The organism is Sivoneniella epilithica UHCC 1019 (assembly GCF_040830845.1).
Taxonomy (GTDB): domain Bacteria; phylum Cyanobacteriota; class Cyanobacteriia; order Leptolyngbyales; family Leptolyngbyaceae; genus ULC077BIN1.
Genome location: NZ_JBFPDP010000020.1, coordinates 54,315 through 80,444, shown reverse-complemented (window position 1 = coordinate 80,444; position 26,130 = coordinate 54,315). Strand labels below are relative to the sequence as shown.

The 26,130-nt window shown below is 47.3% G+C and carries 27 protein-coding genes and 1 pseudogene; 11 read left to right on the top strand and 17 right to left on the bottom strand.

Annotated features, from left to right (window positions below; all coding sequences use genetic code 11):
* Nucleotides 1-115 precede the first annotated feature (115 nt).
* The 5 genes from AB3R30_RS14025 to AB3R30_RS14005 all read right to left on the bottom strand — a co-directional run bounded on the left by AB3R30_RS14025 (nucleotide 116) and on the right by AB3R30_RS14005 (nucleotide 6,867).
* The gene (locus AB3R30_RS14025; protein ID WP_458649815.1) at nucleotides 116-1,741 is read right to left on the bottom strand and encodes an Hsp70 family protein; all 1,626 of its coding nucleotides are present in this window, start codon (nucleotides 1,739-1,741) and stop codon (nucleotides 116-118) included.
* 17 nt (nucleotides 1,742-1,758) lie between these two features.
* The gene (locus AB3R30_RS14020) at nucleotides 1,759-2,346 is read right to left on the bottom strand and encodes a VOC family protein (RefSeq protein WP_458649814.1); all 588 of its coding nucleotides are present in this window, start codon (nucleotides 2,344-2,346) and stop codon (nucleotides 1,759-1,761) included.
* 547 nt (nucleotides 2,347-2,893) lie between these two features.
* A complete protein-coding gene (locus AB3R30_RS14015) occupies nucleotides 2,894-4,699 on the bottom strand; it encodes an iron uptake porin (protein ID WP_458649813.1) in 1,806 nt (601 codons plus the stop codon).
* 213 nt (nucleotides 4,700-4,912) lie between these two features.
* The gene (locus AB3R30_RS14010) at nucleotides 4,913-6,541 is read right to left on the bottom strand and encodes an HD domain-containing phosphohydrolase (RefSeq protein ID WP_458649812.1); all 1,629 of its coding nucleotides are present in this window, start codon (nucleotides 6,539-6,541) and stop codon (nucleotides 4,913-4,915) included.
* Nucleotides 6,542-6,735: 194 nt separating this feature from the next.
* Complete coding sequence (locus AB3R30_RS14005) at nucleotides 6,736-6,867, bottom strand: hypothetical protein (protein WP_458649811.1); 132 nt, start codon at nucleotides 6,865-6,867, stop codon at nucleotides 6,736-6,738.
* A gap of 3 nt (nucleotides 6,868-6,870) precedes the next feature.
* On the opposite strand from AB3R30_RS14005, the gene AB3R30_RS14000 reads away from it, so the two are divergent.
* Nucleotides 6,871-7,794, top strand: a complete 924-nt coding sequence (locus tag AB3R30_RS14000) for a ChaN family lipoprotein (protein ID WP_458649810.1) — start codon at nucleotides 6,871-6,873, stop codon at nucleotides 7,792-7,794.
* 77 nt (nucleotides 7,795-7,871) lie between these two features.
* Entirely contained in the window at nucleotides 7,872-8,411 is a 540-nt protein-coding gene (pgsA, locus tag AB3R30_RS13995) for a CDP-diacylglycerol--glycerol-3-phosphate 3-phosphatidyltransferase (protein WP_458649809.1), read from the top strand.
* 166 nt (nucleotides 8,412-8,577) lie between these two features.
* Here the strand turns inward: pgsA and AB3R30_RS13990 are convergent, their stop codons facing one another.
* The 3 genes from AB3R30_RS13990 to AB3R30_RS13980 form a co-directional block, all read right to left on the bottom strand.
* Nucleotides 8,578-8,796, bottom strand: coding sequence for a type II toxin-antitoxin system HicB family antitoxin (locus AB3R30_RS13990; RefSeq protein ID WP_458649808.1), 219 nt, complete (start codon nucleotides 8,794-8,796; stop codon nucleotides 8,578-8,580).
* Between the two features lie 290 nt (nucleotides 8,797-9,086).
* On the bottom strand, nucleotides 9,087-10,559 hold the full coding sequence (locus AB3R30_RS13985) for a tetratricopeptide repeat protein (protein WP_458649807.1): 1,473 nt from the start codon (nucleotides 10,557-10,559) through the stop codon (nucleotides 9,087-9,089).
* 238 nt (nucleotides 10,560-10,797) lie between these two features.
* Nucleotides 10,798-12,165: an ATP-binding protein gene (locus AB3R30_RS13980; RefSeq protein ID WP_458649806.1), complete on the bottom strand. Its 1,368-nt coding sequence runs from the start codon at nucleotides 12,163-12,165 to the stop codon at nucleotides 10,798-10,800.
* A gap of 25 nt (nucleotides 12,166-12,190) precedes the next feature.
* Between AB3R30_RS13980 and AB3R30_RS13975 the strand changes: the two genes are divergently transcribed.
* Complete coding sequence (locus tag AB3R30_RS13975; RefSeq protein ID WP_458649805.1) at nucleotides 12,191-12,748, top strand: VOC family protein; 558 nt, start codon at nucleotides 12,191-12,193, stop codon at nucleotides 12,746-12,748.
* Nucleotides 12,749-12,863: 115 nt separating this feature from the next.
* A complete protein-coding gene (locus AB3R30_RS13970; RefSeq protein ID WP_458649804.1) occupies nucleotides 12,864-13,478 on the top strand; it encodes a thioredoxin family protein in 615 nt (204 codons plus the stop codon).
* Here the strand turns inward: AB3R30_RS13970 and AB3R30_RS13965 are convergent.
* On the bottom strand, nucleotides 13,475-14,680 hold the full coding sequence (locus tag AB3R30_RS13965) for an AI-2E family transporter (protein WP_458649803.1): 1,206 nt from the start codon (nucleotides 14,678-14,680) through the stop codon (nucleotides 13,475-13,477). The genes AB3R30_RS13970 and AB3R30_RS13965 overlap by 4 nt on opposite strands.
* Before the next feature lie 291 nt (nucleotides 14,681-14,971).
* Between AB3R30_RS13965 and AB3R30_RS13960 the strand changes: the two genes are divergently transcribed.
* Nucleotides 14,972-15,832: a hypothetical protein gene (locus AB3R30_RS13960; protein ID WP_458649802.1), complete on the top strand. Its 861-nt coding sequence runs from the start codon at nucleotides 14,972-14,974 to the stop codon at nucleotides 15,830-15,832.
* Between the two features lie 58 nt (nucleotides 15,833-15,890).
* On the opposite strand, the gene AB3R30_RS13955 is transcribed toward AB3R30_RS13960, so the two are convergent.
* The 3 genes from AB3R30_RS13955 to murG form a co-directional block, all read right to left on the bottom strand.
* Nucleotides 15,891-16,193, bottom strand: coding sequence for a glutathione S-transferase family protein (locus tag AB3R30_RS13955; protein WP_458649801.1), 303 nt, complete (start codon nucleotides 16,191-16,193; stop codon nucleotides 15,891-15,893).
* On the bottom strand, nucleotides 16,090-16,551 hold the full coding sequence (locus AB3R30_RS13950) for a glutathione S-transferase family protein (RefSeq protein ID WP_458649800.1): 462 nt from the start codon (nucleotides 16,549-16,551) through the stop codon (nucleotides 16,090-16,092). Before AB3R30_RS13950 ends, AB3R30_RS13955 begins: the two co-directional genes overlap by 104 nt.
* A gap of 77 nt (nucleotides 16,552-16,628) precedes the next feature.
* Nucleotides 16,629-17,720, bottom strand: a complete 1,092-nt coding sequence (gene murG / locus AB3R30_RS13945; protein WP_458649799.1) for an undecaprenyldiphospho-muramoylpentapeptide beta-N-acetylglucosaminyltransferase — start codon at nucleotides 17,718-17,720, stop codon at nucleotides 16,629-16,631.
* A 146-nt stretch (nucleotides 17,721-17,866) separates the two neighbouring features.
* Between murG and AB3R30_RS13940 the strand changes: the two genes are divergently transcribed.
* From AB3R30_RS13940 to AB3R30_RS13930, 3 genes and pseudogenes are all read left to right on the top strand, one after another.
* Nucleotides 17,867-18,727, top strand: coding sequence for a nuclear transport factor 2 family protein (locus AB3R30_RS13940; RefSeq protein ID WP_458649798.1), 861 nt, complete (start codon nucleotides 17,867-17,869; stop codon nucleotides 18,725-18,727).
* A gap of 161 nt (nucleotides 18,728-18,888) precedes the next feature.
* A pseudogene (locus tag AB3R30_RS13935) lies at nucleotides 18,889-19,086 on the top strand (IS1 family transposase); the annotation flags it as partial.
* A 38-nt stretch (nucleotides 19,087-19,124) separates the two neighbouring features.
* On the top strand, nucleotides 19,125-19,307 hold the full coding sequence (locus AB3R30_RS13930; protein WP_458649797.1) for a hypothetical protein: 183 nt from the start codon (nucleotides 19,125-19,127) through the stop codon (nucleotides 19,305-19,307).
* Here the strand turns inward: AB3R30_RS13930 and AB3R30_RS13925 are convergent.
* Entirely contained in the window at nucleotides 19,298-19,474 is a 177-nt protein-coding gene (locus AB3R30_RS13925) for a hypothetical protein (protein ID WP_458649796.1), read from the bottom strand. The genes AB3R30_RS13930 and AB3R30_RS13925 overlap by 10 nt on opposite strands.
* A gap of 894 nt (nucleotides 19,475-20,368) precedes the next feature.
* On the opposite strand from AB3R30_RS13925, the gene aroF reads away from it, so the two are divergent.
* Both aroF and AB3R30_RS13915 read left to right on the top strand, forming a co-directional pair.
* A complete protein-coding gene (aroF, locus tag AB3R30_RS13920) occupies nucleotides 20,369-21,271 on the top strand; it encodes a 3-deoxy-7-phosphoheptulonate synthase (protein ID WP_458649795.1) in 903 nt (300 codons plus the stop codon).
* 94 nt (nucleotides 21,272-21,365) lie between these two features.
* Nucleotides 21,366-22,184: an SPFH domain-containing protein gene (locus AB3R30_RS13915; protein ID WP_458649794.1), complete on the top strand. Its 819-nt coding sequence runs from the start codon at nucleotides 21,366-21,368 to the stop codon at nucleotides 22,182-22,184.
* Nucleotides 22,185-22,207: 23 nt separating this feature from the next.
* Here AB3R30_RS13915 and folP read toward each other — a convergent pair whose 3' ends face one another.
* The 4 genes from folP to AB3R30_RS13895 form a co-directional block, all read right to left on the bottom strand.
* On the bottom strand, nucleotides 22,208-23,044 hold the full coding sequence (gene folP, locus AB3R30_RS13910; RefSeq protein WP_458649793.1) for a dihydropteroate synthase: 837 nt from the start codon (nucleotides 23,042-23,044) through the stop codon (nucleotides 22,208-22,210).
* Nucleotides 23,045-23,055: 11 nt separating this feature from the next.
* Complete coding sequence (gene tpiA / locus AB3R30_RS13905) at nucleotides 23,056-23,787, bottom strand: triose-phosphate isomerase (RefSeq protein ID WP_458649792.1); 732 nt, start codon at nucleotides 23,785-23,787, stop codon at nucleotides 23,056-23,058.
* A 226-nt stretch (nucleotides 23,788-24,013) separates the two neighbouring features.
* Nucleotides 24,014-24,418, bottom strand: a complete 405-nt coding sequence (locus AB3R30_RS13900; RefSeq protein ID WP_458649791.1) for an NIL domain-containing protein — start codon at nucleotides 24,416-24,418, stop codon at nucleotides 24,014-24,016.
* A gap of 170 nt (nucleotides 24,419-24,588) precedes the next feature.
* The gene (locus tag AB3R30_RS13895) at nucleotides 24,589-25,086 is read right to left on the bottom strand and encodes a GNAT family N-acetyltransferase (protein WP_458649790.1); all 498 of its coding nucleotides are present in this window, start codon (nucleotides 25,084-25,086) and stop codon (nucleotides 24,589-24,591) included.
* 218 nt (nucleotides 25,087-25,304) lie between these two features.
* Between AB3R30_RS13895 and AB3R30_RS13890 the strand changes: the two genes are divergently transcribed.
* The gene (locus AB3R30_RS13890) at nucleotides 25,305-25,964 is read left to right on the top strand and encodes a diheme cytochrome C (RefSeq protein ID WP_458649789.1); all 660 of its coding nucleotides are present in this window, start codon (nucleotides 25,305-25,307) and stop codon (nucleotides 25,962-25,964) included.
* The last annotated feature ends 166 nt before the right edge of the window (nucleotides 25,965-26,130 follow it).

The following is a 26,130-nucleotide window of genomic DNA, read 5'->3' as shown; positions in this document are numbered from 1 at the left end:
ATCAAGAGCATTCAATTGCTCGGGTGAGAGCGATCTTTGAGTAAAAAGAAGACGTGGACGTAATGACGGTTGAGCCATTTTTCTCTGTCCAATCGGTTTATTTTAACAGACTGAATTAGCTCAATTGAACGACTGGCTGATTGTCTACGAGGGTGCGAAGCGCCAGCAAATCTTCAACGGTGATCCGGAGGAAGCGCTGGTCATCAATGCGAAACTGAACTTTGATGCGATCGCGTCCGGGGTTTCCTGGCGGGTCGAGTTGGGCAATGCTTCGGGCACTATCGCGATCGTTCAACGGCTGAACTTGAGTTTGGCTGCTATCCAGACGGCGGGTCACTAAGCGATCGCCATCAAAATAGATCTCTGTTTGATCGGCATCCGATCCAAGTTCTCCTACCACTAGCTCAATGCTGGGCTGGCTGTTGACCGACGCGCCTAAGACAATTTCCACCGGGTTTGCCATGGGATAGGCTTGTCCTGCTTTAATAATCGGATGCCAGCTATGGCAATTGTTGCGCCGATCCCAAAATCGAATGCCGTAACTGTGATAGAGAAAATCCTTAAGTTCCACACCCTGACTCAGTTGCAGTGCTCCTTGAGCGATCGCTTCAAATGGCTTTTCACACCGAATCTTGCTAGCATCAAAATACTGCTGTACCCAAGCTTGGACTGCTGGAATTTGTGCCGTCCCGCCCACCAATAGCACAGCATCGATATCCTGCACCTCCAATCCTTGCCGCCGCGCTTGTTGCAAAACTTGACTCATACAATCGTGTAGGCGATCAAAAAACTGATGCTGCGCTAAAATTTGTTCAAACTGGGGGCGGGTCAGTTGTAAATCATAGGTATCAAAAGTTTCATCATTAAAATAAACTTCTTGGGCTTGAGGCTGCAAGGAAAGCTGAATTTTTAAGCGCTCTGCTAAACGAGCAGTTAATGAGCTAACTACCAAACCCTGAGATTCTGCAAAGTAATCGACTAACCAATTATCAATATCGGAACCGCCTAAATTTTGTCCCGCTTTTGCTAGTACTCTAGCAATTTTGGGTCGCTGACCCGATTGTTCGGCAAAGGATTTTTGTCCCCATTTCAAAATAAAGCCCAAGGGTTTCGCTCTGGCTTGAGTGCTGTCTAATTGGACGAGCGATAGATCCAGGGTGCCGCCGCCAAAATCAACAACTAACAACGTTTTGCGATTCTGCACAGCAGATCCCTGATGGGAATCGCTCAATCCATAGCCCAGCGCTGCGGCTGTCGGTTCATCCAGCATCCGCACTTGGTCAAGCTGCAACACCTCACATACCTGACCCAACCACAGACGGTAGGCTTCAAAGCTGTCCACTGGCACCGTGAAAACTACTGACTCAGCTACTTCAGGATCGCTGGCTTTAAGTTGTCGAATCACGTCCACTAAAAACCATTGCCCTACTTGCTCAAACCGAATCGCTTGTCCATCCAGTTCTGGCAAGAATCCCTGAATCGGTGAGCCGATCCCGCGTTTGAAGTTGCGAAAAAACCGCTGATCGCTGGCAAGATCTAATGCGCGATCGCGCACCGCCTGTCCAATTATCACCTTGCCCTGATTCGCATCTTCCACATAAACCAAGCTGGGAATCAGGGATGGGTTTTGCGCCGTTTTCCAAGAGATTCCAGGTAATGTAATTGTTTCAGACTGTTGAGTAGCTCGGTTCCATCTGGCAATTACCGTGTTGCTAGTCCCAAAGTCGATCGCGATTCCCATGAGCGTTCTAAAGCGTTTTAATTAGAGACTTCTATCATTTCGATCACGTTGCCGTCGTAGTCTTTAATCAAAAAATTTAAGGGCTTCTCATCCCGAATCTTATATTTCAACCCGCGCATTTGAACTCTCAGCAACACTTGCTCTAAACAATCGCGATCAAACGATACATGGCGCTGTCGATTTTTTTCTCCTAAGCTTGCCCCAGAAACAATATGCAATTGAGTATTTTTTTTCAACTGATACCACAAGCCATCCGTCAGCCCTGTTGTCCCAACTACAGAGCGCCCCATTCCTGGGGAAGCATAAATAGGATCAATCATAGCGGTGCCTAAAGATTGTTCATAGTTGTAGTAGTAGTGCAACGGCACATCTGCCGCAGGCAACTCCAACATTCCTTCATACAGTCGCCGAGCTAGCTCCAAGTCAGACACCATCACCGTATGAACTTTAGGAGCGCTAGTCAAAAACATCCACATTGCGCCTGCATAGGCTGCAAGCAGCCCTACCATAATACCTTGCGTAGATAACAACGTATCTAAACCAGGTAAAACACCAATCACAAAAGGATAGGGAACAAAAAATAAGCTGCTAATCACAAACGTCATAGGTTAATAAAAATAATCTAACCTCAATTCTATCAATCTGGGTACGAGCATGACGCACCCCTAGATCCTGTACTTATATTTTCTAGCTGCCAACAAGCAATCAAACACAGGTTTTTAGAGTTGCGTGTAGTTTGCCAGCAGGTTTCTAAGCAGGATTTACATTTAGAAGAATTTTTATCTGCTTGAAAGACAGTTTCCGAACCGCTATCGCCAGAGTCTTGGTTAGACAAGGTAACCGATCGTTTGGATTCATATTGAGGAGTGTTGGAAAAAGACATAAGTTGCTTTAGTGAATGGAAAGAATGCGATACGTTCAAACAGCATTTAACCTAACTCCAGATTAAAGCCGTAGATATACGCACACTTCCATCTACTTGACGATCCAATCAGACCCCTTTAAATCATCCGTTTGGAGCAACTAGATCATCCATGGGAGAGGAGCAAAACATCGCAATAAAAACCCCGCTTGATAGCGGGGTTTTAACCTTGTTAGGAATTCTGTCATCAGAACTCACTCAACAGTAAATGTGAGGGAAAACAAACCCGCTTAGAACGTGAAGGTTGTTCTCACTGTTCCAATCAACGTATCAGTTCCAGAGCGATTTTGACCCGGATCAATCACCCAAATCACGCCAGGAGTAACCGAGATATTGTCTGTCAACCGAACGCGATAAAATCCTTCGACGTGGATGGGGATATTACCAATCCCACCTGCATAAGGAGGCGTACCTGCCAACAATCCCAACACGTTACCCGGCTTACCAAAGTCGGGGAAAGAAAGACCTAAAGCATAGCTCCAAACCTCACGACCGCGACGACCATCACGCAATGCATCAATGTCAAAGTAGGAACCCCAAGCATTGATCGCAATCTTGTCGCTTAGCTTGAAGACTCCAGAAATACCGCCACCATTCACGACTCTGCCAGCCGCCCCACCCAAAATACCAGCATCCTGGAAGTTCGCAAGGCTCGTGCCGTTTGCTGCCGCTCCACCGCCACCGTCAAACACATCCCCTTTGCGGAAGGCGTTGACATAGGCTAACCCAACAGACAATTTTTCATTGGGGGTGAAATTAAGTTGCGCTATGGCACTATAACTGCCATTAAACAAGCCATTACCCTCGGCTGGATTGTTAGCACCTAGTGTACTTCCACCAATACCATTATCAGCTAGGTAGCCAGCACTGAGAGAGATTGCTCTGCCAGCACCAAAGGTAATACCAGCACCAGAACCGCCACCAATGCCATAGATAGGATTGCGGGAAGCAAAGTAGGAAAGACCACCGTTACCGCCATCAAAATCCTCAAAGTAACCTGCATGAGTTGGCATGTAGTCATAGTGAAGACCTCCATAAGCAGGCAGGTAAACCTGAATGTTTTCACCAATGGGGAAGTAATAAGCAACCCAATCAGCAACAACCCTGTTACCGCCAGTGCTACCAAAGTTAAACTGCTGGAATCCTTCTAGGATATTTCCTGTAGCATTGCCAGCCAGATCAAAGGTTCTGAAAGGATCGGCGTTTCCGGCTGCCAACCGAACCACTAACTTGTCTTGACCGGTAAAGCTGCTGGAAAGTAGCAAGCGAACCCGATTTTGGAAGACAGTTTCGTTTCTGCCCGGTTGAGCAAACTCGTCTGTTACTGCAAAAATAACTTCGCCAGATAGCTTGGTGGTGGTAGAGAACTGCTGTTTCTCTAAGGTTGCTGTACGGACTTCCAAAGATTCAACGCGACCGCGTAGAGCAGCGAGTTCAACTGCAAATTCTTCTTGGAGACGCTTAACGACTTCTAGATCTTCTTTTCTAACAAAGTCTGCGGTTGCAGCGGCGATTAATTCTTGAATTTTGTCTAGGCAGGCATTCAAACCAGCCGCAAATTCAAACCGAGTTGTTGCACGGTTGCCTCGGAAGGTTCTATCGGGATAGCCTACGATACAGCCGTAGCGCTCAACAAGTGACTGCAAGGCTTGGAATGCCCAATCAGTAGGGCGAACATCAGTCAGTTGAGAGACTGAGGTAACCTGACCCAGTTGGTTGGAACGACCCTCGCGCACATAGCGATTGATTTGTTCAAGAGACGCTGAGTCGGAAGGTGTGTTGCTAGCCGCAGGCAGCGCTTGAGCGAAATTTTGTGCAGCAGGCAGAACTTGAGCAATATTTTGTTCAGTAGGCAGCGCTTGAGCAATATTTTGTTCGGTTAGACCTTGTTCAGTTAGACCTAATGTTGAGCTAGGCGCTGTAGCTTCTTCAGAAAGAGCAGCCTTTTCAGCGGCAACACTGGGGGCTGCAACTGCGATAAAAGCACCTAGAAGTGCTGGAAAAACTAACAGGGTTTTCGACAAATTTTTTGACATTTTTTCTCCTCACACCGACATAGGGTGGCTAATGACTGACCTATGACTAATTAGATTAGCAGATGGAAACTTAAATTGCATTCCGTATTCGTTAGCCTAGTCTAGATTATGCTCTGATTTTTTAGAGTTTTTGTAATTTAGAATACATTTCACTGAAAGTCTTAAAATTAAAAATTTTCTTTGGTGAAGATGGGTAATGGGTCTACAGCAAGGTTAAGGGGTTAGTTGATGTCCCAAGACGGAAAATATCTGACGGTGTTCAAATAATAAGACTAGTTCGGTATTGAGTTTGTGATGTTCGGCTTCTTGTTTCAAAATTTGAATAGCAGAGGGAATGGCTAGGCTGCGTTTATAGGGACGATCGCCTGCCGTGAGTGCATCATAAATGTCAGCGATCGCCATAATTTGAGATTGAACCGGAATCTCAACTTCATTCAAGCCTCTGGGATAGCCTGATCCATCCAGTTTTTCGTGATGTCCGTAGGCAATGATGGGCACTCCTTGCAGTTCCTTAGTCCATGGAATGCGTTTGAGGAATTCATAAGTATGAGTGACATGGGATTGAATTGCTTCGCGCTCTAGTTCCGTGAGGTTGCCCCGACGCACCAAAAGTTGTTCCATTTCTTCTGGAGTAACCAGTGGTTTTTCCAGTCCATCCACATCTTGGTAAGTGAACTGAGCTAGTTCCTTGAGTTGCAATAGCGGTTCTTCTGCTAAGATGCGGGGTTCATTGGCTTCTAAAAGAATGTCCCAATAGTGGTTAAGTTGAGCGATCGCGTCCGCTGATTGAGCATTCAGCCGCTCTAACTGTTGGCAATGCAAACAATCTGAATCGGATAAATCAGGATGTTGGATGAGATGGCTAGGGTGTTCGATGAGGTGGCGATATTTGGCTTGGGCGCACTCCATTTCAAGCGATCGTTGAGCGAGGGCAAATCGGTGTTTGACAACTTCTAACTGCAAGGGATAGAGCTTCTTTGCCTTAACCAAAACGGCTTCTGGTACGCCTACTTTGCCAAAATCGTGCAGTAGGGCAGCATAGCGAACTTCTTGAATTTGGTGGCGATCAAATATAATAGGTGCCAGCAGTCCAGACGATACAGCGCTCACCTCTTCACTCAGTCGCACCGTTAAGTCTGCGACTCGTTCAGAGTGACCAGAGGTGCAAGGATCACGAGCTTCAATAATTTGAACGGAAGCTTTGACAAACCCTTCAAATAAATTTTCAATGCTTTGATGTAACTGATTCCGCTCGATCGAAATAGCTGCTTGGCTTGCCAGGGACTTTAAAACGCGCTCTTCCCATTTTGAGTAGGGCTGAGTGATGGTGAGCGCATTTTCAGGGGTGACTACTGTATCTGCGGACGTTTTGCGGTTAATCAGTTGCAGGACTCCAATGGTATCGCCTCGCTGATTTTGCATGGGTAAAACCAATACCGATCGCGTGCGATAGCGAATACTTTGGTCAAAGCTGCGATCAATCTGATAAGGTGCATCGGGTGGAGTTTCGTAAGCATCGGGTAAATTTAAGGTGTTTCCAGTGATGGCAACATAGCCAGCCAAGCTATTTTGGGTCATTGGCATGGCGAACTCCCGAAAGGTGGTCGGGCTAGAAAAGTTTTGAGCAACCTTAAAAAGTAACCGTGGAACCTCAACCGAATGATCAATCAAATACACACTGCCTGCATCACTGCACGTAATTTCCCGACATTTTGTCAAGATTAGGCTGAGTACTTCTGCTAAGTCGTCGGTGCTGGAGAGCGCTGTTCCGATCTCAAGTAGTTTCTCAATCAACTCGGCGCGATCGCTTGCCTCTTGAAAAAAATCTGGACTATCCGACATCCTCAACCTCAAATTGGCGAGTGGTTGTTTCCCTGACATGCTGTGAGACTTAAAAATTAATTGATATTATTCACGGTAAAAAATTGACAATAAAAAAACTCAAAAGGAATTTATAAAAAGTGATCAGCTAGGCGGTTCAAAGCACAGATTGCCAATATCAACCTAGTTAATTGCTATTTCATTTATTTTTCATCTCAAGCATATCCGAGCCATTCGGCATTCGGATCGTTTGGTTGAGTCAAAGCGATGTAGATATGAATAAGATTAGCGGAAGAGATATTTTTAGCTAGGGCGATCGCATTTCGGCGAATCGCTGAATTGAACACACTATGACCATCCCGCCAGTAACAACCGTGTCGGCATTTATTGCAAGTCTCTTTTTGCTGTGGCTTCCGTGCGATCGCGCTGATGCACTTCACTTAGAAAGTGGCTTGGAACCTGTAATTTATCGCTCCAATCAGCAGGTTGAATCGGCTGCGATCGCTCTGCAAGATCTAGCTAAGGTCGAAGTAGTATATTTAGCAGAAACCCACGATCGCCCAGCAGATCATGAAGCACAACTTTATATTCTTCAAGAATTGCATCGGTTGCGTCCTAATCTGGCGATCGCCCTGGAGATGTTTCAGCGCCCCTATCAATTGGCGATCGATCGCTATTTAGCCGGAAATTTATCAGAAGCAGAACTACAAAATGCAACCCAATATCAAAAACGCTGGGGCTATCCTTGGGAATTTTATGCCCCCGTTTTGCGATTTGCTAAAGCGCAAAAGCTGCCAGTGGTTGCATTAAACACGCCCACTGAAATCACTCGAAAAGTGTCGCGTACTGGACTCGATAGCTTGACCTTGGCAGAGCGACAGTGGATTCCACCAAAATCTGCTATCCGATTAGAACCCGAAGTCTATCGCCAGCGCATTCGTCAAATTTACGACGAGATTCATGCCGGAAGCAGCCACAGTGCTGATTTTGAAAAGTTTTTCTTGGCGCAAGTGCTGTGGGATGAAACCATGGCAGATCGGATTGCCTTCACACTGCAAAAGCGCCCCAATACGCTAATAGTCGTATTGGTAGGGCAAGGGCATGTGCTATATGGAGATGGCATTCCCAATCGAGTCGCCCGTCGTGCTGGCAGCGAAGGCTTTTTGCGTCGCCCATTGCGCCAGCGATCGCTGCTGTTAAATCCAACCCAAGCAATGCAGAAAGAAAGAAACAGCGCGATTGCGGATTACTTTTGGAATACATTGATCAAGTGATAAGGAAAAGGTGAATCGCGTCATCTTGTTTTCCATCGCCATTCGCCATTTGCCACTCGCCACTCGCCATTCAATAAATGAATTTGCCAACCTGGGTTACCCTATCTCGCCTATTAGTTGTGCCACCCATTTTGTATGGACTTGCACAACCGGACCCAATCTCACGCTGGATTGTGTTGCTTATTTTTTTGCTGGGTGCTAGTACCGATTGGGTCGATGGCTATCTGGCGCGCAAACTCGATCAGGTGACAGAGCTTGGAAAATTTCTTGACCCACTTGTAGACAAGCTGCTGGTTTTAGCGCCGCTGCTGGCTTTGGTTGAACTGGGGCAAGTGCCTGCTTGGGGGGTGTTTTTGATTTTGGCGCGGGAATTGACGATCGCTGGTTGGCGGGTCACTCCCGCTTTACAATCAAGCATAGAAATTTCGGGTGCCAATGTTTGGGGCAAGCTAAAAACTGTTAGCCAAATTGGCGCGATCGCCCTACTGATTGCACCGCTTCCCTTAGAGTGGCAAATTTGGGCACAGATTGCCTTTTGGCTCTCAGTCGCCCTAACGTTAATCTCTGGGCTGATTTATCTGGTGCCCCCAAAAGTGTCCTCAGATCCTAAATTCTGATGGCGATAGAGCGATCGCGTTCCCGTCTTGCCCACCATTCCCCTCAACCTGACCACCTCAGACATCTTTCGCTGGTTCAAAATGGCGCTCCCATGGAAACCGGGTTTCTAACCCAAATACCAGGATTTCTCGTAGTGATTTTCGCAAGAAACCCGGTTTCTTGAACTCAACTCGCTTGATAAATAATCGGTCGGTAGCGCGGCAGTGGAATGGGTTTCCCGGTTGCTTGTGCAGCCTCCAGCCAAGCCGATTTCGCGATTTGCACTTCTCGAACAGCTACTTCAGGGGTTTCACCAAAGGCAGAGCAAAACTTCAAATCTGGAATATCTGCGATATAGCCTTCGTCGTCGTCACTGTAGAAAACATTGATGTGATAGTCCTTCATGCTTCCGTTTCCTTATCTAGCGTGAGGTTGTATTGCTCAATCAGCAGTAAAAATTGGCGAACCTGATAGGATTTGGCTTCACCCTTTTTGTTCTGAATGTTGATTAATTCAGAAATATCTGGATGTTCAAAAATATGATGACTGCCCTGACCCTGGATAACCGAAATCCGAATGCTTCAATCAGTGTAACGAAATCATTGAACTGAACATTCTTTGAACTCGCCAAAATCTTTTCAAGCAGCTTTTGCTTTTTAGTCATTAATTAGCACCCGTCAGCCAACGATTGTCCCTCATTCTCCATTTCTGCCCATCAACTCCTGAAATCGCGCATCTTGGCGAATGCCATCAAAATCAGCATCCGTCTTTGCCCAATTTCGACAATCTGAATTCAATTTAATCGCTTGCTGCAAGTTTTCCAGGGCTTTCTTGATGTCGCCCCAAAGCCCGTAGCCGCAAGCCTTGTTGTACCACGCTCTTTCATTATCGGGCTTAATTGCGATCGCTTGGTCATAACTGGCGATCGCCTCTTCATGCCGCCCCAATTTATTCAGCGCATTCCCACGGTTTAACCGCACTCCGTGGTCATCGGGATTAATTTCAACCGCTTTCTCGTAGCTAGCAATCGCCTCTGCTGTTCGCCCCGATGCAGTCAGCACAAGTCCATAGCTATTCCAGGCTCCATGGTCATCGGGATTAATTTCAATCGCTTTCTCGCAGCTAGCGATCGCCTCTTCGCTTCGCCCTAAAACAGACAGCGCAAGCCCACGGGCATACCATGCGTAGGGGAAATCGGGTTGAATGGCGATCGCTTGATCGTAGCTAGTAATTGCCTCTTCGTTTCGCCCTAAAACAGACAGCACATTTCCGCGGTTATGCCAAGCGGAGTGGAAGTCGGGTTGAATGGCGACCGCTTGATCGTAGCTAGCAATTGCCTCTTCGTTTCGCCCTAGAGCATATAGCGCCTTGCCGCGGTTATGCCAAGCTTTATAGGCATCAGGGTCAATTTCAATCGCTTTCTCGTAGATAGTGATCACGGCTTCGTAAGATTTAGAAGCATAGAAAAGACGACTCTGCTCAAACAGTAAACTTGACTTGTGATCCGAGATTTGATGGGGTTCTTCTAATAGTGCTTGAATCTCCAAAATCCGGGCACTGCGCTGGTAGGGTGTCCAAGTCAGGTATTCTTCAGAGTCGTTTTCTAACCAAAGCCTCTGCGACTCTTGCTCTAGTCGCTCCGCATCCATCGCAAACTCCAGTACACCCGATCGCCAATCAAAAAAGTCGGGGGCACGGCGCATCAGGTACTTGAGGGCAAACAGGGGCACCAAAAACACAAAGCACATTTTGAAATGGTCGCGGAAGCGTTCGCGGCTGAGGTTCAGGTGTGCCAGCAGTTTAGGAACGCCGCTTTCGTCGTAGCTGTAGCGTTGCTCTGGTTCATGCCACAGGCGCTCTTGCTCATAGTCATACAGCGAGTGTTCCAACCCTTGGATAAACAGAATTTCAATCTGGTCTTTGTTGGGCAAGGCAGCCACTTCATCGTAAAGGTTAGTGACTGTGGCGGTCAGGGTTAATACTTCCGTTTGCTTTTGGGGCAGGTCTTGCCGGATGCGCTGGATCAGCCGTTCTCCTTCCACGGGGGAACACTGAACAAAAAACAAGCCAAAATTGCGGGTGCGCCGCAGGGATTTCAGCAGAGCGCGATATTCTTGCTCTGGGTTGGTCGAAACGTCTTCATTCCAGTCAATCGGGTCAGAGGTCATAACGGTTGAAACCGAAAGCGAGTAAACGAGATTTTTAGGACTGACTTGTACACATGAAATTCCGAAGACCTTCAGCACTGGATGGGGAAATGTCAAAGTCAGTGTCTTTAAAGCATTGGGGGATGCCCCCAAACCCCCATTGAGGGACGATTGCTTCCCTCAAACTCCCTCCAAACTGGAGTCATATCGATTGAACAAAGAACAGTTGCATTGAGTCTTGGTGCTACATCCCAGAACTCTAATGCGGGGGGGGTGGGGGAGTGAGTCCCCCAAGTAGCGGGGGCGCGGGGGAAAGTCCCCCGATATTGTCTTTCAACGCATCCTTAAATTCGGGTACATCCCGCAATACTGGATGGACATCATGCCAAGCTTCCTCCTCATCCACATATTCCAACAGGCAGCGGGTAAATAGCAAACTGCGGTGTTGCTCGTCGTGGGGAATGCGCTTGCTGCGAAACACCTTCACCAGCAGCGTCCACTGGTTGTCATTCACCGTATCGCGATAGGTTTTGCGAAGCTGCCGGATCGCCTGTTGTAGCGCTGTTGACCAAATTGGTAGGGCTTCTTCATTGTAATCAATCGCCAATTGCATCAGCAAAATCAGGTTTCGCACATGACCGCCGCTAATGGTGCAGAGCCGCTCCAACGTTTCTAAATTGTCGAAGACCTCTGTTTCTAGAGTTAACCCTTTAGCATTTGCCACCGATCGCACTCTAGACTGGACAATTTCCTTGAGCTTCTCAATCCCTGCTGGGTAAGGCTGGTTGTCTCGTGTTTGTACGGCAATCATCGGTAACACTTGGGGCGCACAGTTGTAAATCTCCATCAAGTCCGATGCCCGATTGGACAACACCAAAGAAATCGGCACCGTGTAAATCACATGGCAATTGAGGGATTTAAGCTGCTCAGCGCGATCGACAAAAATCTCATCGTGGTTGCTGCGTCCGTTTTCCCGGCTGATCAAGGTAATTTTCTCTAGCCCATCGGCAATCACTACCAGATTGTTTTTATCGGGGGGCAGTTTGGCTTTGGCATCGGCAATAAATTGATTTAGGGCAACCACCAGAGTTTCGGTGTGGGGGTTAATCAGTTGGCGAATTTGGTGCCGCTGGCTGGGTTGGGCGCGAATGCTGGCGGTGATTTTGGCAAACTGTTGAATTGACCCTTCAACGCTGAGCTTATCCAAGGAGATTTCGGTTTGCAGAATGTCGTTAATCGCGTGCCAGCGGTCTTCTAGCCAACCGACCACGGGTTTCGGGTCAGCCAGTTTCAGCCCTTCCAATAAATGCCGGGTACACGCCAACAGAATGTCGGCATATTCCACATCTTCGGGGTTAATGTCTTCATCTTCAGCGGAGAAGTAAACGACTAAACAGCCTTTGCGATCAAGGTCTTGCTGCAACCGTCGCAATTCGGTCGATTTGCCGCCGCCCCGATGACCGGAATACAACTGGCAGGTAGATTGCTGCGATCGCTGAATCTTTTTGCCCAATTCCACCAAAATATCGCTGCCACCCCGCACCGCTTTGCAATCCACATACAGCGGCGATCCGGCAGGCAATGGGGCAGGCTCAAAAGCGTTGTAAATATCGTCCAGGATGCTCATGGGCTAAAAGGTTTTGCAACTTCCAATGCTTTCATTAAACCGCTTAAACCGCCATGGATTTTCACGGCTGCATGAATCTCGCAAGATTTGCTATAACCCTATCAAACCTGTTATTGCGATCGCTCTTATGCTAGCCACTTCATCCACTTGTGTTTTAGCCCAGGGAATGCTGCGTCGAGTGCATCACATTGCGCTAAATGTGCGTGATATGCAAGCATCTCGATATTTTTATGGAATGTTGCTGGGACTGCACGAATTACGCGGCGAGGAAGTGCCTGAGACATTGAAAGAGTTGGTGGAGCAGGGAAAGGTGGCAAACTTCATCACGCCTGATGGCACCGTGCTGGATTTATTTTGGGAGCCAGAGTTGCTGCCGCCCAACCCCGATCCTGAGCAGCAGTTTACCCGCGCTAATCATCTGGCGTTTGAGATTGAGCCGTCGTTGTTTGACCAAGCCGTTGAAGTGTTGCGGCAAAATCAGGTGGCGATCGCCCATGGTCCAGTCAGCCGCCCCACGGGTCAGGGTGTTTACTTTTATGATCCGGATGGCTTTTTGATTGAAATTCGCTGTGATCCGGCTTAGGAGGTCGTGGAGTGGAGGGGTGGAGGAGTAGGAGGGGTGGAGGAGGTAAAGGGTAAATGAACAGACTTTAAGACAGAGGTACACTGAAGGAAAGCTGTTTTTCTAGAGATTTGCTATGACTGGAGATTCCTCTAATACACCTGCCACGCCGCCAATGGCGACCAGTCAAGCATCCGAAGCAACTTCGGCAACGCGCCTGCGAAATTTTGTGATTGCCCTGGTCGCGATCGCCCTTAGTGTTTCTATTTTTCTAGGCTTTAAGACCGAAACTGCGCCAGGAATGCTGAGCGCGATGGCGGAAGAAGCGATTCCCTTAGAGGTTGCCCTCAGTAACGGCAAGCCCACGCTAATGGAGTTTTATGCCAATTGGTGTACCAGTTGTCAAGCCATGGCAGCGGATCTGCAAGCCCTAAAGCAAGAATATGGCGATCGCCTGAATTTCGTCATGCTGAATGTGGACAACAATAAATGGTTACCCGAAGTATTGCAGTATCGCGTGGATGGCATTCCTCATTTTGTATTCTTGAATGATGAAGGCGCAAAGATTGCCGAGGCGATTGGGGAACAGCCGCGATCTGTGATGGAAGCCAATCTAGCGGCTCTTAGCGAAGATACCCCCCTGCCCTATGCCCAACCTATGGGACAAACTTCTGCCTATTCCGCGCCAATTTCTCCTGAGAAAGCAAGCAAAACTGATCCCCGCAGTCATAGTAGCCAAGCTGTCAATTAAACTTCACCCGGCACTTTCCCTTTTGCCGTATCCATCAATTCATCGGGTGCAATGCGAGATTCGATCGCGGTTGGGCGATGAGTAATCTCATTACTGAGCAGGGGGTCACCCTTGCGCGTCATTCGAATCGATGCCAACGCTTCTTTAATTAAGACTGCCATGGGCACTGCCACCACGACTCCCAAAAATCCACCCACTCGCGCCCCGGTCAAAATCGACACAAACACCCAAAAAGGATTTAGCCCCGTTACACTGCCCAAAACTCTAGGCGCGATGCCGTTTTCCACAATTTGTTGGACAATCAACGCTACTGACAACACCTGAAACGCCATGCCAATATCCCGCAGTCCCACGAGCAGAGTCACCAAAGCAATGCCAGCAGAACCGCCAAAGGGCACCAGCGCCATTAACCCAATCGTTAAGCCAAACAGCAAACCAAAGGGCACTTTTAGCACCAAGAAAATGGAAATTAACCCGACTGCCATGCAGGTCGAGGAAATAATTTGTCCCAAAAAGTAATTTTGAAAACTTAAGCGTAAGGTTTTAGAGAAAGGCTGCTGAATTCGCGCTGGCAGCCAGCCTATAATGTTTTCCCAAACTTCATCGCCATGTTGCAATAGATAAAACGTAGAGATGACGGTTAGCAAGACATCAATCAGCTTAGCGACTGTAAATACTGCCAGATCGAGGGTGAGGTTCAACGCACTGCCCGCGATGCCTTGGAGTTGGTTTTTGAGGCGATCGTTTAGCTGCAAAATTAAACCATCCAGGCTCACAGGCAGCCCCAAGGTGCCTAACCGATCATCCAGCATGACGAGTTGGCGCTGTCCTGAGTCAAACCATTCTGGCAAGCGAGTCACAAGCTGTTGGGCTTGGGCGATCGCCAATGGCAGTAGCGTTACGCCTAGCACCCCTAACACCAGCAACGCCGACAAGAACACAATAATCGCGGCTTGAGTCCGCTGAACTCCTTTTTCTTGTAGCCAGTAAACTGGGTAGTTCAGGATGAACGCGACCAGGGATGCCACAATCAGCACCACCATCAATGATTGAAAGTAGCTAAAAATAGATGAAAATGCCCAAGCATTTAACACAGAAAGTGGTGCAGCTAGGGCGATCGCCAACATTCGTGACATCGGTGTCAGCGAATCCCACCAGTTTAATAGGCGACTTTTTGATTTCGGCAAACCAGAACTAACCATTCATTGGCTCTCGACTTTTTAAGCAGTGCTAATCGTTATTATGCGGAAACATGATCCCCAATTGCATCTAACTGAATAGTGATTTAAGAAAGAGACGAAAAATGAGTATAAAGGACAGAATACGGAAGGTTTTTTGAAAACTCAACTGAGCAAAAGGCGTTTCTGATTAAATATTTCTCGTTTGTGAAGCTAAGGTCAAGAGCAGGGTGATTAGGGAACCTTATCAGCATGAAAGAAGTTTAGAGACTAGACGATTTCACTATCAACTTGAAATTAGGAGAATGAAATTTGATGCTTTATTCACCTGCATCTTTGGGTAAGCGCCTATTGGCTGTAACCAGCTTTGCTCTGCTCACTGCAATACCTGTTGCTGCAAATGCATTAACCCTATCGCCTCAAGTAACCCAATCTAATGGAGTTTCTCTTAGCCAAGGCGATCGCACTCAGCGCTGGTTGATGGCTGATAACGATGATGACGATGACAAAAAAGGACGCAATAACAATCGTGGACGAGGACGCGATGACGATAATGATGATAATCGACGGGAAGTTCGGATTGACCTAAACCGAGCTAAAAATCTTGCTCGTCAAGCCGCAGAATCCGCTAATGGCGGTATTCGGGTGTATCGTGCAGAAGATTCAATGCACGGACCTGCCAGCCGTTGCCCTTATGTGGATAACGGTGATTCTTGGACGTTTACCTTCTTGGGAGGTCGCCCCGGCGTAACTACTAAGACGATCGAAAGCGTAGTTACGGTTTATAAGACTAGTCCTAGAGTAGTGGTTGCATATAACGGTGCCATTCGCAGAGTTCAGCAAACGCAGATTCAAAGCTTTACAACAAGTCAGCGTACCGTATTAGTTAATTTGATGCGTGGAAGTTGTAGTAGTTGCAACTATCTAGTAAGCAATGCGCTTCGCACTCAGATTATTAACCAAGGGCGATCGCTGCCCCCTGGAATTCAGAAGCAATTGCTGCGTGGCAAGGGCTTACCTCCCGGCATTGCCAAGAAACTGGTGCCATTGCCCAAACAAATCAACACCTACATTAATCTACCAACCTATTACGACTTAGTTGTCGTCGGCTCCAATGTCGTACTGGTTGATCAAGTAAAAACAGTCGTAGTGGATTACATTTCTAACGTTTTTTAGGGCAAAAAGACTCCCCAGAAATTTGCATTTTTGGGGAGCTTGAAAACCATGGGGTGCATCAGCCTGCCATCAAATTTGCGATCGCTGGACGTTCGCTACAGCGCTGTAGCCAGCCCGTGACCTTGGGGAAGGGTGTCAAATCAACGTCCATTGAGCTAATCCAGCCAACGAAGCCTTGCAGATGGGTATCCGCGAGGCTATAGTCGCCCAGCAAAAACGATTTCCCCTCCAGCCCGCCGTCCAGAATTTTGAGACATTTAGCGAGATCCGCTTTTGCCTTCTCTAGTTCGATCGCGTGCGATCGCGCTACGCTGATCGGGGGGCACCCAGTCCAATGAGTTCGGCTGCACGGCTCCTTCACTGCTAGTGGGCAACGCCGCAGACAATCGTCCACCTGCTTCGGCAAGCACAACATTACTCCAGGTAATCCATTTCATCGCTTCGCCCCGCTTTGGTTCCGGTTCGGGGTAAAGCTTGGCATCCACGCCGAAAATCTCGCCGAGGTACATCGTAATGGCGGATGACTCCCAGATCGGTGTGCCCTCATGCACGATCGCGGGAACTCTTCCGTTTGGGTTGATCTTGAGGAACTCCGGCTTTTGAGTATCGCCCGCCCTGATGTCCAGCTTCACACGTTCGCAGGGTGTACCAAGCTCTGCAAGAACAGCTTCGGTGACGCTCGATGTAGACATAGGAGCATAATAAAACGTTAAGCTCATTGCTTATTTTTCCTACTATTTGACCATCAACTATGGTTGACAGACGGGGTGATCTAGCCATCTGCATCGCATAAGCACTAGCTTACTTCTCGGATTAGGGCTGCCATGAGATCGGCGCTATCGGGAACGGCAAGGCTAGCGGTTTGAGTTGCCATCTGGTTTAAGACTGCAACACTGGTAGGTGTGGTGCCTAGCAAATTCAGAACTTCGGTTGTGAGATCGGCGGCAGTGAGGTCTTTTTGCTGAAATAGTTTGGCGGCTCCGATGGTTGCGAACACGTTGGCGTTGTACGTTTGGTGGTCGTCTGCGGCGAAGGGATAGGGGATTAGTAGGGAGGGCGTGTGGGCGATCGCCAGTTCCGTCAAGGTGCCAGCCCCAGACCGACCAATCACCAGGTTTGCCCGATGAAACAGCCCTGCCATGTTGCCATAAAACGGCAACGGAAAATAATGGGGATGCTGCAAGCTTTGGACATTGGGGTCATTGTCGCCGGTTTGATGCACGATCCAAATACCCGCTTCTAGCCAGGTAGGGGCAGATTCACGAATTAAGTTATTTACGGCAACCGCTCCCTGACTGCCGCCCACGATCGCCAAAAGCGGCACATCTGCCGGAATGGGCAAGTTTAAAGGCGGCGGCAGGTTTTGCAAAAACTGAGCACGGACGGGCGTACCGACATAAACACAGTGCTGAGCTCGGGGTAGATGGGTCTTAGCTGCCTCAAACCCGATCGCCACCACATTGCACCAAGGGCTAAGAAATCGGGTCACTTTTCCGGGCAGGGCGTTCGACTCGTGCAACACCACAGGAATCCCCAAGGAACGGGCAGCAATCACGGCGGGAGCGGCAATGTATCCGCCTGTGGTAAACACCCCATCAAAGCGACCCTTTTGTAGCAGTTGGCGCACTTGCCACAGCGATCGCGCAAATTTCAGCAGTACTTTTACCGTCGCCAATCCTTTTGTTTGAAATCCTTCCACATCGACTAAGTGCAGTGGATAGCGCGCCGGAACCAACTGCTTCTCCAAGCGATCGGGTACTCCTAACCACTCGATCTCATAGTCGGCAAGCTTTTCAGCAACGGCGATCGCTGGAAACACATGTCCACCAGTGCCACTTGCAGCAATTAGCAGACGCTTAGTTAACGGTTGAGTTAAAAGATGGGTCACAGGTTCTTTGATCAAGCATTACAAAGTACAGAATTTTCTGCAAATCCATTAATACAATAGCTCTAAGGTTAACTTAAGATAATGTTTGACTCTAGTCTGCTAACTCTCAGTAAATTAGGTCCTAAGATTTATCACATTTAAATTCTATGCATCCTCATTTTCGCGATCGCCTGACTGTCACTGTTGCCTCATCTTTACCATCCCAAGTAGTCGTCTTTCAAGCTAAAAACCGTTGGCAGATATGGATATTTACGGTTAGTTTAGCCACATCGCTGTTGAGTTCTATATTGCCCTTAACCGCTCAGGCACAAAATCCTACTAGCAGTGCGCCTACTCAACTTACCACTCTGCTAACTCAAATAGATGCGGCGACTAATGCCCGTAACCTTAATACAGTTATTGATTTGTATGACTCAAATTTTTCTAGCAGTGATGGGTTAAATCGTCAAAACTTACAACAGTCACTCAGTTCCCTCTGGAAAAGGTATCCAAAGCTGAGCTATCAGACAGAATTAAAATCTTGGAAAAATGAAGGCAACGGCATTGTCGCAGATACGGTCACGCGAATTACAGGCACTTTTCAAGAAGGCGATCGTGAATATAGCCTTGACTCTACCCTAGAATCACGTCAGCGAATTGAAAATCAAAAAGTAGTTCGTCAAGAAATCACAAACGAGCGCAGCCAAATTACAAGTGGCAGTAATCCACCGACGCTCAAGCTCAACCTGCCAAATCAGGTCAATCGCGGTCAGGATTTTAGCTTCGATGCGATCGTTCAAGAACCTTTAGGCGACGATCTACTGCTAGGAGCGGCCTTAGAAGAAACTATTAAACCAGAAGGTTACCTGAACGCCACATCCGTTAACCTAGAACCGCTCAATTCTGGCGGCATTTTCAAAGTTGGTAAAGCACCCACTAACTCAGAACACCATTGGCTATCAGCAGTGGTGGTTCGCCATGATGGCATCACCATGGTTACCCAACGCCTACGGATCGTGGGTAATTAACAGAGATAGTCTTAATCAAGAACCCCGCCTCAAACGAACGGAGTGTAGAAGCAAATTTGTTTCTACACTCCCAGATTCGAATTATAAGCCCCGAAACCTTACCAGCTTAGCGGGTGACAAGGTTATTCTAAGCTGGTAAGAACAACGATTTGAGAGAATATTATGAGCGTCGTCTTGATCCGACGTTTCATACAGTTGGCAAACGGAATACTCAAACAATTGAGCGTAAGCATTTGACTTTACGAACTCGGATCAAGCGATTAGCTCGAAAAGCCATTTGCTTCTCCAAGTCGATTTGGTTGCATGATGTCGTCATTGGTTTATTCATCAACCGCTATGAATTTGGCTTAGACATCTAAGGTCGATCCACAGGTCTAGAACATAACCGTAGAGAGTTTTGCTTCTTTTAGCATTTCAACTACAACAAAAAGCCCCTAAAATCGAAAATTCCGGACGGCTTAGGTATGGCAGAGCCGGAAAAATGGCAGAGCTTAGCATGTCTATTCAATTGAGTCAGCTATTTCGGCACAATGAGCGATCGCCGCTAAGCCAAAAACTCAAAACTTTTAGTCAAACGTAGCGACCACCAGAACCGCCCGTGCGTTTGGGACCTCCAATATCGGGAGGCGGTTCATAAGAACATAGCAACAAATGAGGCGCTTGCTGCTGTAACTTAGCTTCCTTGGATGCAGTATCGTCCGCTGTAAAAGTAACAATTAACGCCTTGGAGCCAGCAAAATTGCTCAATTGAACTCTTGATAGTTCAGAGGCTACCGTCATCAGCGATATCATGCAAATTACAGAGGTGCGTAACACGTTCATTAGGTTTGATTTGCGCTTTGCTCTAATTTTAGGTCTATTATCGGAATATGACTAGTAAATCTACGGATCTTCTATAAAGATGTCTTAAAGCTACAAGTGTCGCATCTAGCCTTCTCGTCTTAAGCAATACTGACCTTAAAAAAGTTTTTATTATACTCGTTTCTAGCGCAGACTCCATTCAATGAATTGTTTTAAGCCAGTAAATTTAGTGGGTTAAAAGTATAGTTCAATCACCAGCCGCTAAAATCATGCCTTAACTCATCTTTCTCAACCGATAGCATTGAACCCGGATAGCTTCATCAAACTTTTATATAATTTATGCTTTTGTCAGCGACGGCGAGTGTACATAAAGGAGTAGAAATTGGGTAACCGATAGGAGTAGAAATAGATATAAAGTAGAAGTCTTAAGAGGAAAATTTCCAAAAGACAACTTCTATTGGGGCTTGACTGTAACTCTAAGCTTTGTTATTTTTAGCTGATAAAGTCTAAATTGCCTCACAAGCGATTTCCCAAAAAGATGATAATTTTGTCTAGCTTTTATTTTTGGTATTCAGCGGTTCACCGGAGGTGAGCATCGTTGATGCTATCTACTGGTGAGCCGCAGAGTAAAATCTGCGGCTTTTTAGTTTTCTAGGCATTTTTCCCAACCTAATTTACTTCTCATCTCATGACTCAACAGTTCGGTCGGTTTTCTAGCTTTTATTTTTGGAACAGGAAAGCTTCCGGGTAAACTGCTGTGCTAGCCTGTTTTCGCCCGGAGCTAAGGAGTTCCGGGCTTTTTTGTATGTTCGATTACTTTCCTTAAAGGAGTTTAGTTCCGTGTTAGAAGCTAAATTGGCAATGAAATCTCAACCCAACCATCAAACGGTGATTTCCCTTTCTAAGCAGGTCATCATTGGGGGCGATCGCTTGGTGGTGATTGGCGGACCGTGTTCTGTTGAAGGACTGGATCAAATGGAGCAGGTTGCTCAGTCCCTCTCTGCGATCGCCGTTGCCGCATTGCGGGGTGGCGTATACAAACCGCGTACCTCGCCCTACAGTTTTCAGGGCATGGGCATCGATGGGTTACGGATTTTAGCCGCGATGCGAGAACAGTATGGAATGCCTGTGGTGACAGAAGTCATGGCGATCGCCCAAATTGAGCCGATCTGCGCCTATGCCGATATGGTGCAAATTGGCAGCCGTAATATGCAGAATTTTGAATTACTCAAAGCCGTTGGGCAGATAGATAAACCTGTCTTGCTAAAACGCGGATTGGCAGCAACAGTAGAAGAATTTGTCATGGCAGCGGAATACATTTTGGCGCATGGTAACCCCAACGTCGTACTGTGTGAACGAGGCATTCGGAGCTTTGACCCCTTCACTCGAAATGTGCTGGATTTGGGTGCAGTGATTGGCTTAAAGCAATTAACCCATCTACCTGTACTTGTTGATCCTAGCCATGCGGCAGGTAAGCGAGAGCTAGTGCCTAATCTAGCAAAAGCGGCGATTGCAGCGGGCGCTGATGGGTTGATCATCGAATGTCATCCTACCCCTGAGCAGTCTGTGTCGGATGCTCGGCAAGCCCTCTCTTTAGAAGCAATGGCAGAATTAATCACCAGTCTAGAACCGATCGCGGCTGCGGTAGGGCGATCAATTGGCGATCTGGACAATAGCAGCGCAGCTTTCCATTGGACTTCCTACGGGAATCGTGCGGTGATTCCAATGGAAACATCCATATAGAGGCGTTCTCGTTTGAACCTATGCTAGAGGACTGTATTCACGCAGCAAGGCTACAATTTCAATAGAATTCCTACTCTTTAGAGGCATTGAGCTTGTGGATGTACTCCCCTCACTAATTGTCATTGCCGCCCTAGCGATCGTGGGTTACATTATCGGCTCGATTAAAATCATCAACCAAGGCTATGAGGGCATTGTAGAGCGGCTAGGAAAATATCAGCGCACCCTAAAACCGGGGCTAAATTTTGTAGTGCCGTTTTTAGACACCGTGTTAGTGGACAGCACCCGTGAACAGCTTCTAGATATTGAGCCTCAATCCGTAATCACCAAAGATCAGGTGACCATTATTGTGGATGCGATCATATCTTGGAAGATTTTAAATGTACAGAAAGCCAATTATGCCGTTGAAAATGTTGAAAAATCGTTGAAAAGCTTAGTTTTGACCACAATCCTTTCTGAGATTGGGCGCATGGATTTGAAAGAAACAATTTCTTCACGTAACAAAATTGGGCAATTTCTAGTGACAGAGCTAGATGAGCCAACCGCAGAGTGGGGTGTGAAGGTGATTCGAGTAGAAGTGGAAAAAATTACACTGCCAGACACTTTAAAAAAATCTCTAGAAAATGAGCTAGCAGCCGCAAGTGAACGTCGTGCTGAGATTTCTAAGGCAGAAGGAACGGTAGAGTCGATTCAACGGATTGCCAAAGCCCTGAAGAATAACAAGGAGCAAGCATCTGAAATCTTGAAATACCTACTTGCTCAACAGTATGTAGCTACAAATTATGAGCTAGGCAAAAGTAACAATTCCAAAATTATTTTTATGCATCCGAAAGAGCTAAATGAGGCAGTCGGCGGTTTGATAGAAACTGAGGTGGCTGAAAATATTCAAAATATGGGTGGTGATGAGGAGGTTTAGGATCAAGTAAAAAGTAAGCAAGTTTATAAGCGCGATCGCCAGATGGCATCGGCAACCCGGCAGACATCGTGCATTTCGCGGATATCATGAACTCGCAGAATATCGGCACCTTGGGCGATCGCAGCACAGCACGCCGCCGCAGTTCCCCAAACCCGCTGTTTAGGATTGGGCTGATCTAAAATGTGCCCAATAAAGCTTTTACGAGAAACTCCCACCAATAAAGGGCAATTGAGCGCCTGAAACGTCGATAGATGCTGCAAAATTTCAATATTTTGGGCATAGGTTTTAGCAAAGCCAATGCCGGGATCGATCGCAATTAAATCTCGCTGAACTCCCGCAGTAACAGCCACTTCAATACGCTCTTGCAAAAACGTCATTAGTTCGCCGATCAAATCCTGATAATCGGTCAACTGCTGCATCGTTTGGGGCGTACCGCGACTGTGCATCAAAATAATCGGTACGCCTAATTTTGCCACCGTTGACAGCATGGCAGAATCGTAAGTTGCCCCCGAAATATCGTTGATCATATCTGCACCCGCTGAGATCGCAGCTTCTGCCACTGTTGATCGGGTAGTGTCCACTGAAATCGGCAAATCCATTTCTCGGCGTACCGCTTCTATCACCGGAATCACCCGTTGGAGTTCTTCTGGCAAAGAAACTGCTGCGGCTTTGGGTCGGGTCGATTGTCCACCAATATCTAAAATATCTGCCCCCGCATCCCGCAGCGATCGCGCCTGCACTACTGCTTTTTCGACAGTATTGAACTCCCCTCCATCGCTGAAACTATCTGGAGTAGTGTTCAGAACACCCATAATATAGGTGCGATCGCCCCAAGAGAATGAATAGTTGCGAATCAACAACGGCTGTCATCCTAGATTTTTTGGTAATTGACAATTCGCGCAAAGCTATCAGGCTGCAAACTAGCTCCGCCCACCAAAGCACCATCAATTTCCGGCTGCGCCATAATCTCGTCTACATTATCTGGTTTCACCGATCCACCATATTGAATAGACACATCTGCATTTTTTAATTGACTACGAATTAACCCAATCACCTGGTTTGCTTCCTTTGCCGCGCAGGTATCCCCTGTCCCGATCGCCCAAATTGGCTCATAAGCAATGATCAAATTCGTCTGATCAATATTCGCCAACCCACCTTTTAGCTGATCGCAAATAATAGACTCAGTTTCATTCATATCCCGCTGCTGCTTTGTTTCACCCACACACAAAATGGGAGTCAAGCCCGCGTTTTGAGACGCTTTAAGACGCATATTCACCGTTTCATCGGTTTCACCAAAATACTGCCGCCGCTCACTATGTCCCACAATCACATAGCGCACCCCCATTTCAGTCAGCATCGGGGCAGAAATCTCACCTGTATAAGCCCCAAACGCTTCCCAATGGACATTTTGTGCGCCTAGGCGAATACTGCTGCCGTGCAAATTTTGGGACATGGCAAAGAGATCGGTGTAGGGTACACATAAGATGATGTCCCGATCGGGGAGAGTATCTTCCAACTGCGGCATAAACCCTTGCAGAAACTCTGAGGCTTCCATTTGGGTTTTATACATTTTCCAGTTGCCAGCAATTACATTCTTACGCACGGGTCGCTCAATAGGGTAAACATGACAAGACTGCGTTTTGTAGATCTTGATTTTTTAGTCTTGTATGTCTAAGTCTACGGCTTTGTGGGAACCGAGGGAAGCAGAGGAGAGATGAATGGTGAGTTTTGAGTTTTGAGTTTTGAGTTTTGAATAGTTTGTTTTGATAAAGCGTTTCTTATCTATCACGCCTCTCACCCCCTTGCCTCTCGCTTCTTGCCTTTTCACTTCAAAGATTGGTAGAAATTGCTTGTACAGGGCAAGTAGGAACACACTGCTCACAAACAATACAGCGCGATCGCGTGAAATTAAGTTTAAAGGACTCCGGCTCTAAGGTAAGTGCTTCTGTAGGACACACGCCCGTACACAGCCCACAGTGAACACATAAATTCTCATCAATCACAATCTCGCGGCTGGATGAAGACACGCCGATATCCTGCGATCTCATCCATTCGATCGCCGCCTCTAACTCATCAATGTCGCCTAAAAGCTCGACTACTAGCTTGCCGATTTGATTAGGAGCGACCTGGGCACGAATAATATTTGCCGCCACATTAAAATCTTTTGCCAGCCGATAGGTAACTGGCATTTGCACTGATCGCTTTGGAAAGGTAAGCGTAAGGCGTTTTTTCATGGACAGATTTTACAAATAGGGTTCGGGTTTCGGTAAGAGTTGGACTTTTACTAAAACTATTGCCATCGTGACACTTATTCCCTAGTGTTATCCTCTGCTGCGTTTTATCACTCGCCATTCGTCACTCGCCATTGGACATCTCTCCTGCGGAGGCGCTATGCGATCGCCATTCACCATTCGTCACTCGCCATTTGCCATTCTTTACCCCCCAACACCTGATCCCTAATCCTTTCAATCGGCTGATTGTGTAACACCATTGTGGTGCTGGAGTTGGATTCAAATCCAATTTTTTTGTAAAACTCCTGCTGATGGGTGGTCATCAGGTAAACCCGCTCTACATGGCTTAGTTTAGGATGACTGATTACGGTTTGGACAAGTTTTCGTCCGAGTCCCGCGCCCTGATAGTCGGGATGAATCACCACATCCCAAATAGTGGCGCGATAAATGCCGTCTGAGTTGGCACGGGCGAAGCCAATCATGCGCTGTTTGTAGGGAACTTCCAGGGTATCCCAAGCGGTAATCACTGGATCGCTGTTGGCAACCGCCATTTGCAGATCTTCCAGGCGGCGATCGTGTGCCCAAAATGCAGCCAAGTTGAACAATGCTTGAAGCTGCTGAAAATCAACTTGAGAACGGCGATCGCAAAACTGAATTTTTCGACAATCCATAGTCCTATTGCATTGAACGATTTTATTTAGACTACAAGAACTATTTCGTGAATAAATGAGTCCTTTGATGCAGAAACCTGTGTCTTTTTAAAAGACTTACAGCTTCTTGGCAAAAGTTACGCGCCTGATTGCATACAGGCGACGCTAGAATACAATGTGGGACTTAGATCCCTCACAGCCCTTTCATCTCAATATTCTGACTGGCATTTCTAGCTGGCATGACCCATTCTCCTAAACGCAATTCTTCAATAAACCGCGATCGCACAAGGCGCAAAAACCGTCAGTTTCAACCTCCTCGGCAGCGGTCTATTTGGGTCTTGTTAGTGCTATTACTCCTATGGAGTTTGTGTTTGGGAATTGGATTAGCGCAAGCCATAGAACCCTTAAAATCGGCAATCATTCCGCTGCAAGAACGAGATTTGACGGCTCAACTTGCTACACCGTCTGATGCTGCTCAGCCAAATACAACGACTGCGGCGATCGGCACAGTGGACCTGGTTCCAGAACGCTACCAATTGGGACAACAGCTTTATTTGGAAAATTGTGCCACCTGTCATATTGGTTTGCCGCCTGCCGTGATGCCGTCTCAAACTTGGCGATCGCTGCTGCAAGATGCCGATCACTATGGCACAACCATTAAACCCTTAGGAAATCCTGAAGTCCAAATTGTCTGGCAATATCTGCGAGACTATTCTCGTCCACTGGGCGCTGACGAATCCATTCCCTACCGGATCTATCAGTCTTCCTACTTCAAATTGCTCCATCCGCGAGTCAAATTCCCCGAACGGGCAAGCCTAATTACTTGCATCTCTTGCCATCCCGGAGCCGGAACTTATGATTTCCGCAGCCTCAGCGCCGAGTGGCAGAATGCACCGTGAGGATTGACGATTGACGTTTGCATAGCGTCTCCGTAGGAGTTACGGCGATTGACAATTAGTCCTAATCCTTCGCCTCTCCTCTTCAACATTCGACGTTGCTGAATGTAAGTATGATTGCTGACTGTAGGGGTAGATCTTGTGCCTACCCTGCTAGAGATCGAGGGCA

Coding starts and splice junctions, on each gene's coding strand:
- AB3R30_RS14025 (WP_458649815.1), bottom strand. CDS start 1,741: ATGGGAATCGCGATCGACTTTGGGACTAGCAACACGGTAATTGCCAGA.
- AB3R30_RS14020 (WP_458649814.1), bottom strand. CDS start 2,346: ATGACGTTTGTGATTAGCAGCTTATTTTTTGTTCCCTATCCTTTTGTG.
- AB3R30_RS14015 (WP_458649813.1), bottom strand. CDS start 4,699: ATGTCAAAAAATTTGTCGAAAACCCTGTTAGTTTTTCCAGCACTTCTA.
- AB3R30_RS14010 (WP_458649812.1), bottom strand. CDS start 6,541: ATGTCGGATAGTCCAGATTTTTTTCAAGAGGCAAGCGATCGCGCCGAG.
- AB3R30_RS14000 (WP_458649810.1), top strand. CDS start 6,871: ATGACCATCCCGCCAGTAACAACCGTGTCGGCATTTATTGCAAGTCTC.
- pgsA (WP_458649809.1), top strand. CDS start 7,872: ATGAATTTGCCAACCTGGGTTACCCTATCTCGCCTATTAGTTGTGCCA.
- AB3R30_RS13990 (WP_458649808.1), bottom strand. CDS start 8,796: ATGAAGGACTATCACATCAATGTTTTCTACAGTGACGACGACGAAGGC.
- AB3R30_RS13985 (WP_458649807.1), bottom strand. CDS start 10,559: ATGACCTCTGACCCGATTGACTGGAATGAAGACGTTTCGACCAACCCA.
- AB3R30_RS13980 (WP_458649806.1), bottom strand. CDS start 12,165: ATGAGCATCCTGGACGATATTTACAACGCTTTTGAGCCTGCCCCATTG.
- AB3R30_RS13975 (WP_458649805.1), top strand. CDS start 12,191: ATGCTTTCATTAAACCGCTTAAACCGCCATGGATTTTCACGGCTGCAT.
- AB3R30_RS13970 (WP_458649804.1), top strand. CDS start 12,864: ATGACTGGAGATTCCTCTAATACACCTGCCACGCCGCCAATGGCGACC.
- AB3R30_RS13965 (WP_458649803.1), bottom strand. CDS start 14,680: ATGGTTAGTTCTGGTTTGCCGAAATCAAAAAGTCGCCTATTAAACTGG.
- AB3R30_RS13960 (WP_458649802.1), top strand. CDS start 14,972: ATGCTTTATTCACCTGCATCTTTGGGTAAGCGCCTATTGGCTGTAACC.
- AB3R30_RS13950 (WP_458649800.1), bottom strand. CDS start 16,551: ATGAGCTTAACGTTTTATTATGCTCCTATGTCTACATCGAGCGTCACC.
- AB3R30_RS13940 (WP_458649798.1), top strand. CDS start 17,867: ATGCATCCTCATTTTCGCGATCGCCTGACTGTCACTGTTGCCTCATCT.
- AB3R30_RS13900 (WP_458649791.1), bottom strand. CDS start 24,418: ATGAAAAAACGCCTTACGCTTACCTTTCCAAAGCGATCAGTGCAAATG.
- AB3R30_RS13895 (WP_458649790.1), bottom strand. CDS start 25,086: ATGGATTGTCGAAAAATTCAGTTTTGCGATCGCCGTTCTCAAGTTGAT.
- AB3R30_RS13890 (WP_458649789.1), top strand. CDS start 25,305: ATGACCCATTCTCCTAAACGCAATTCTTCAATAAACCGCGATCGCACA.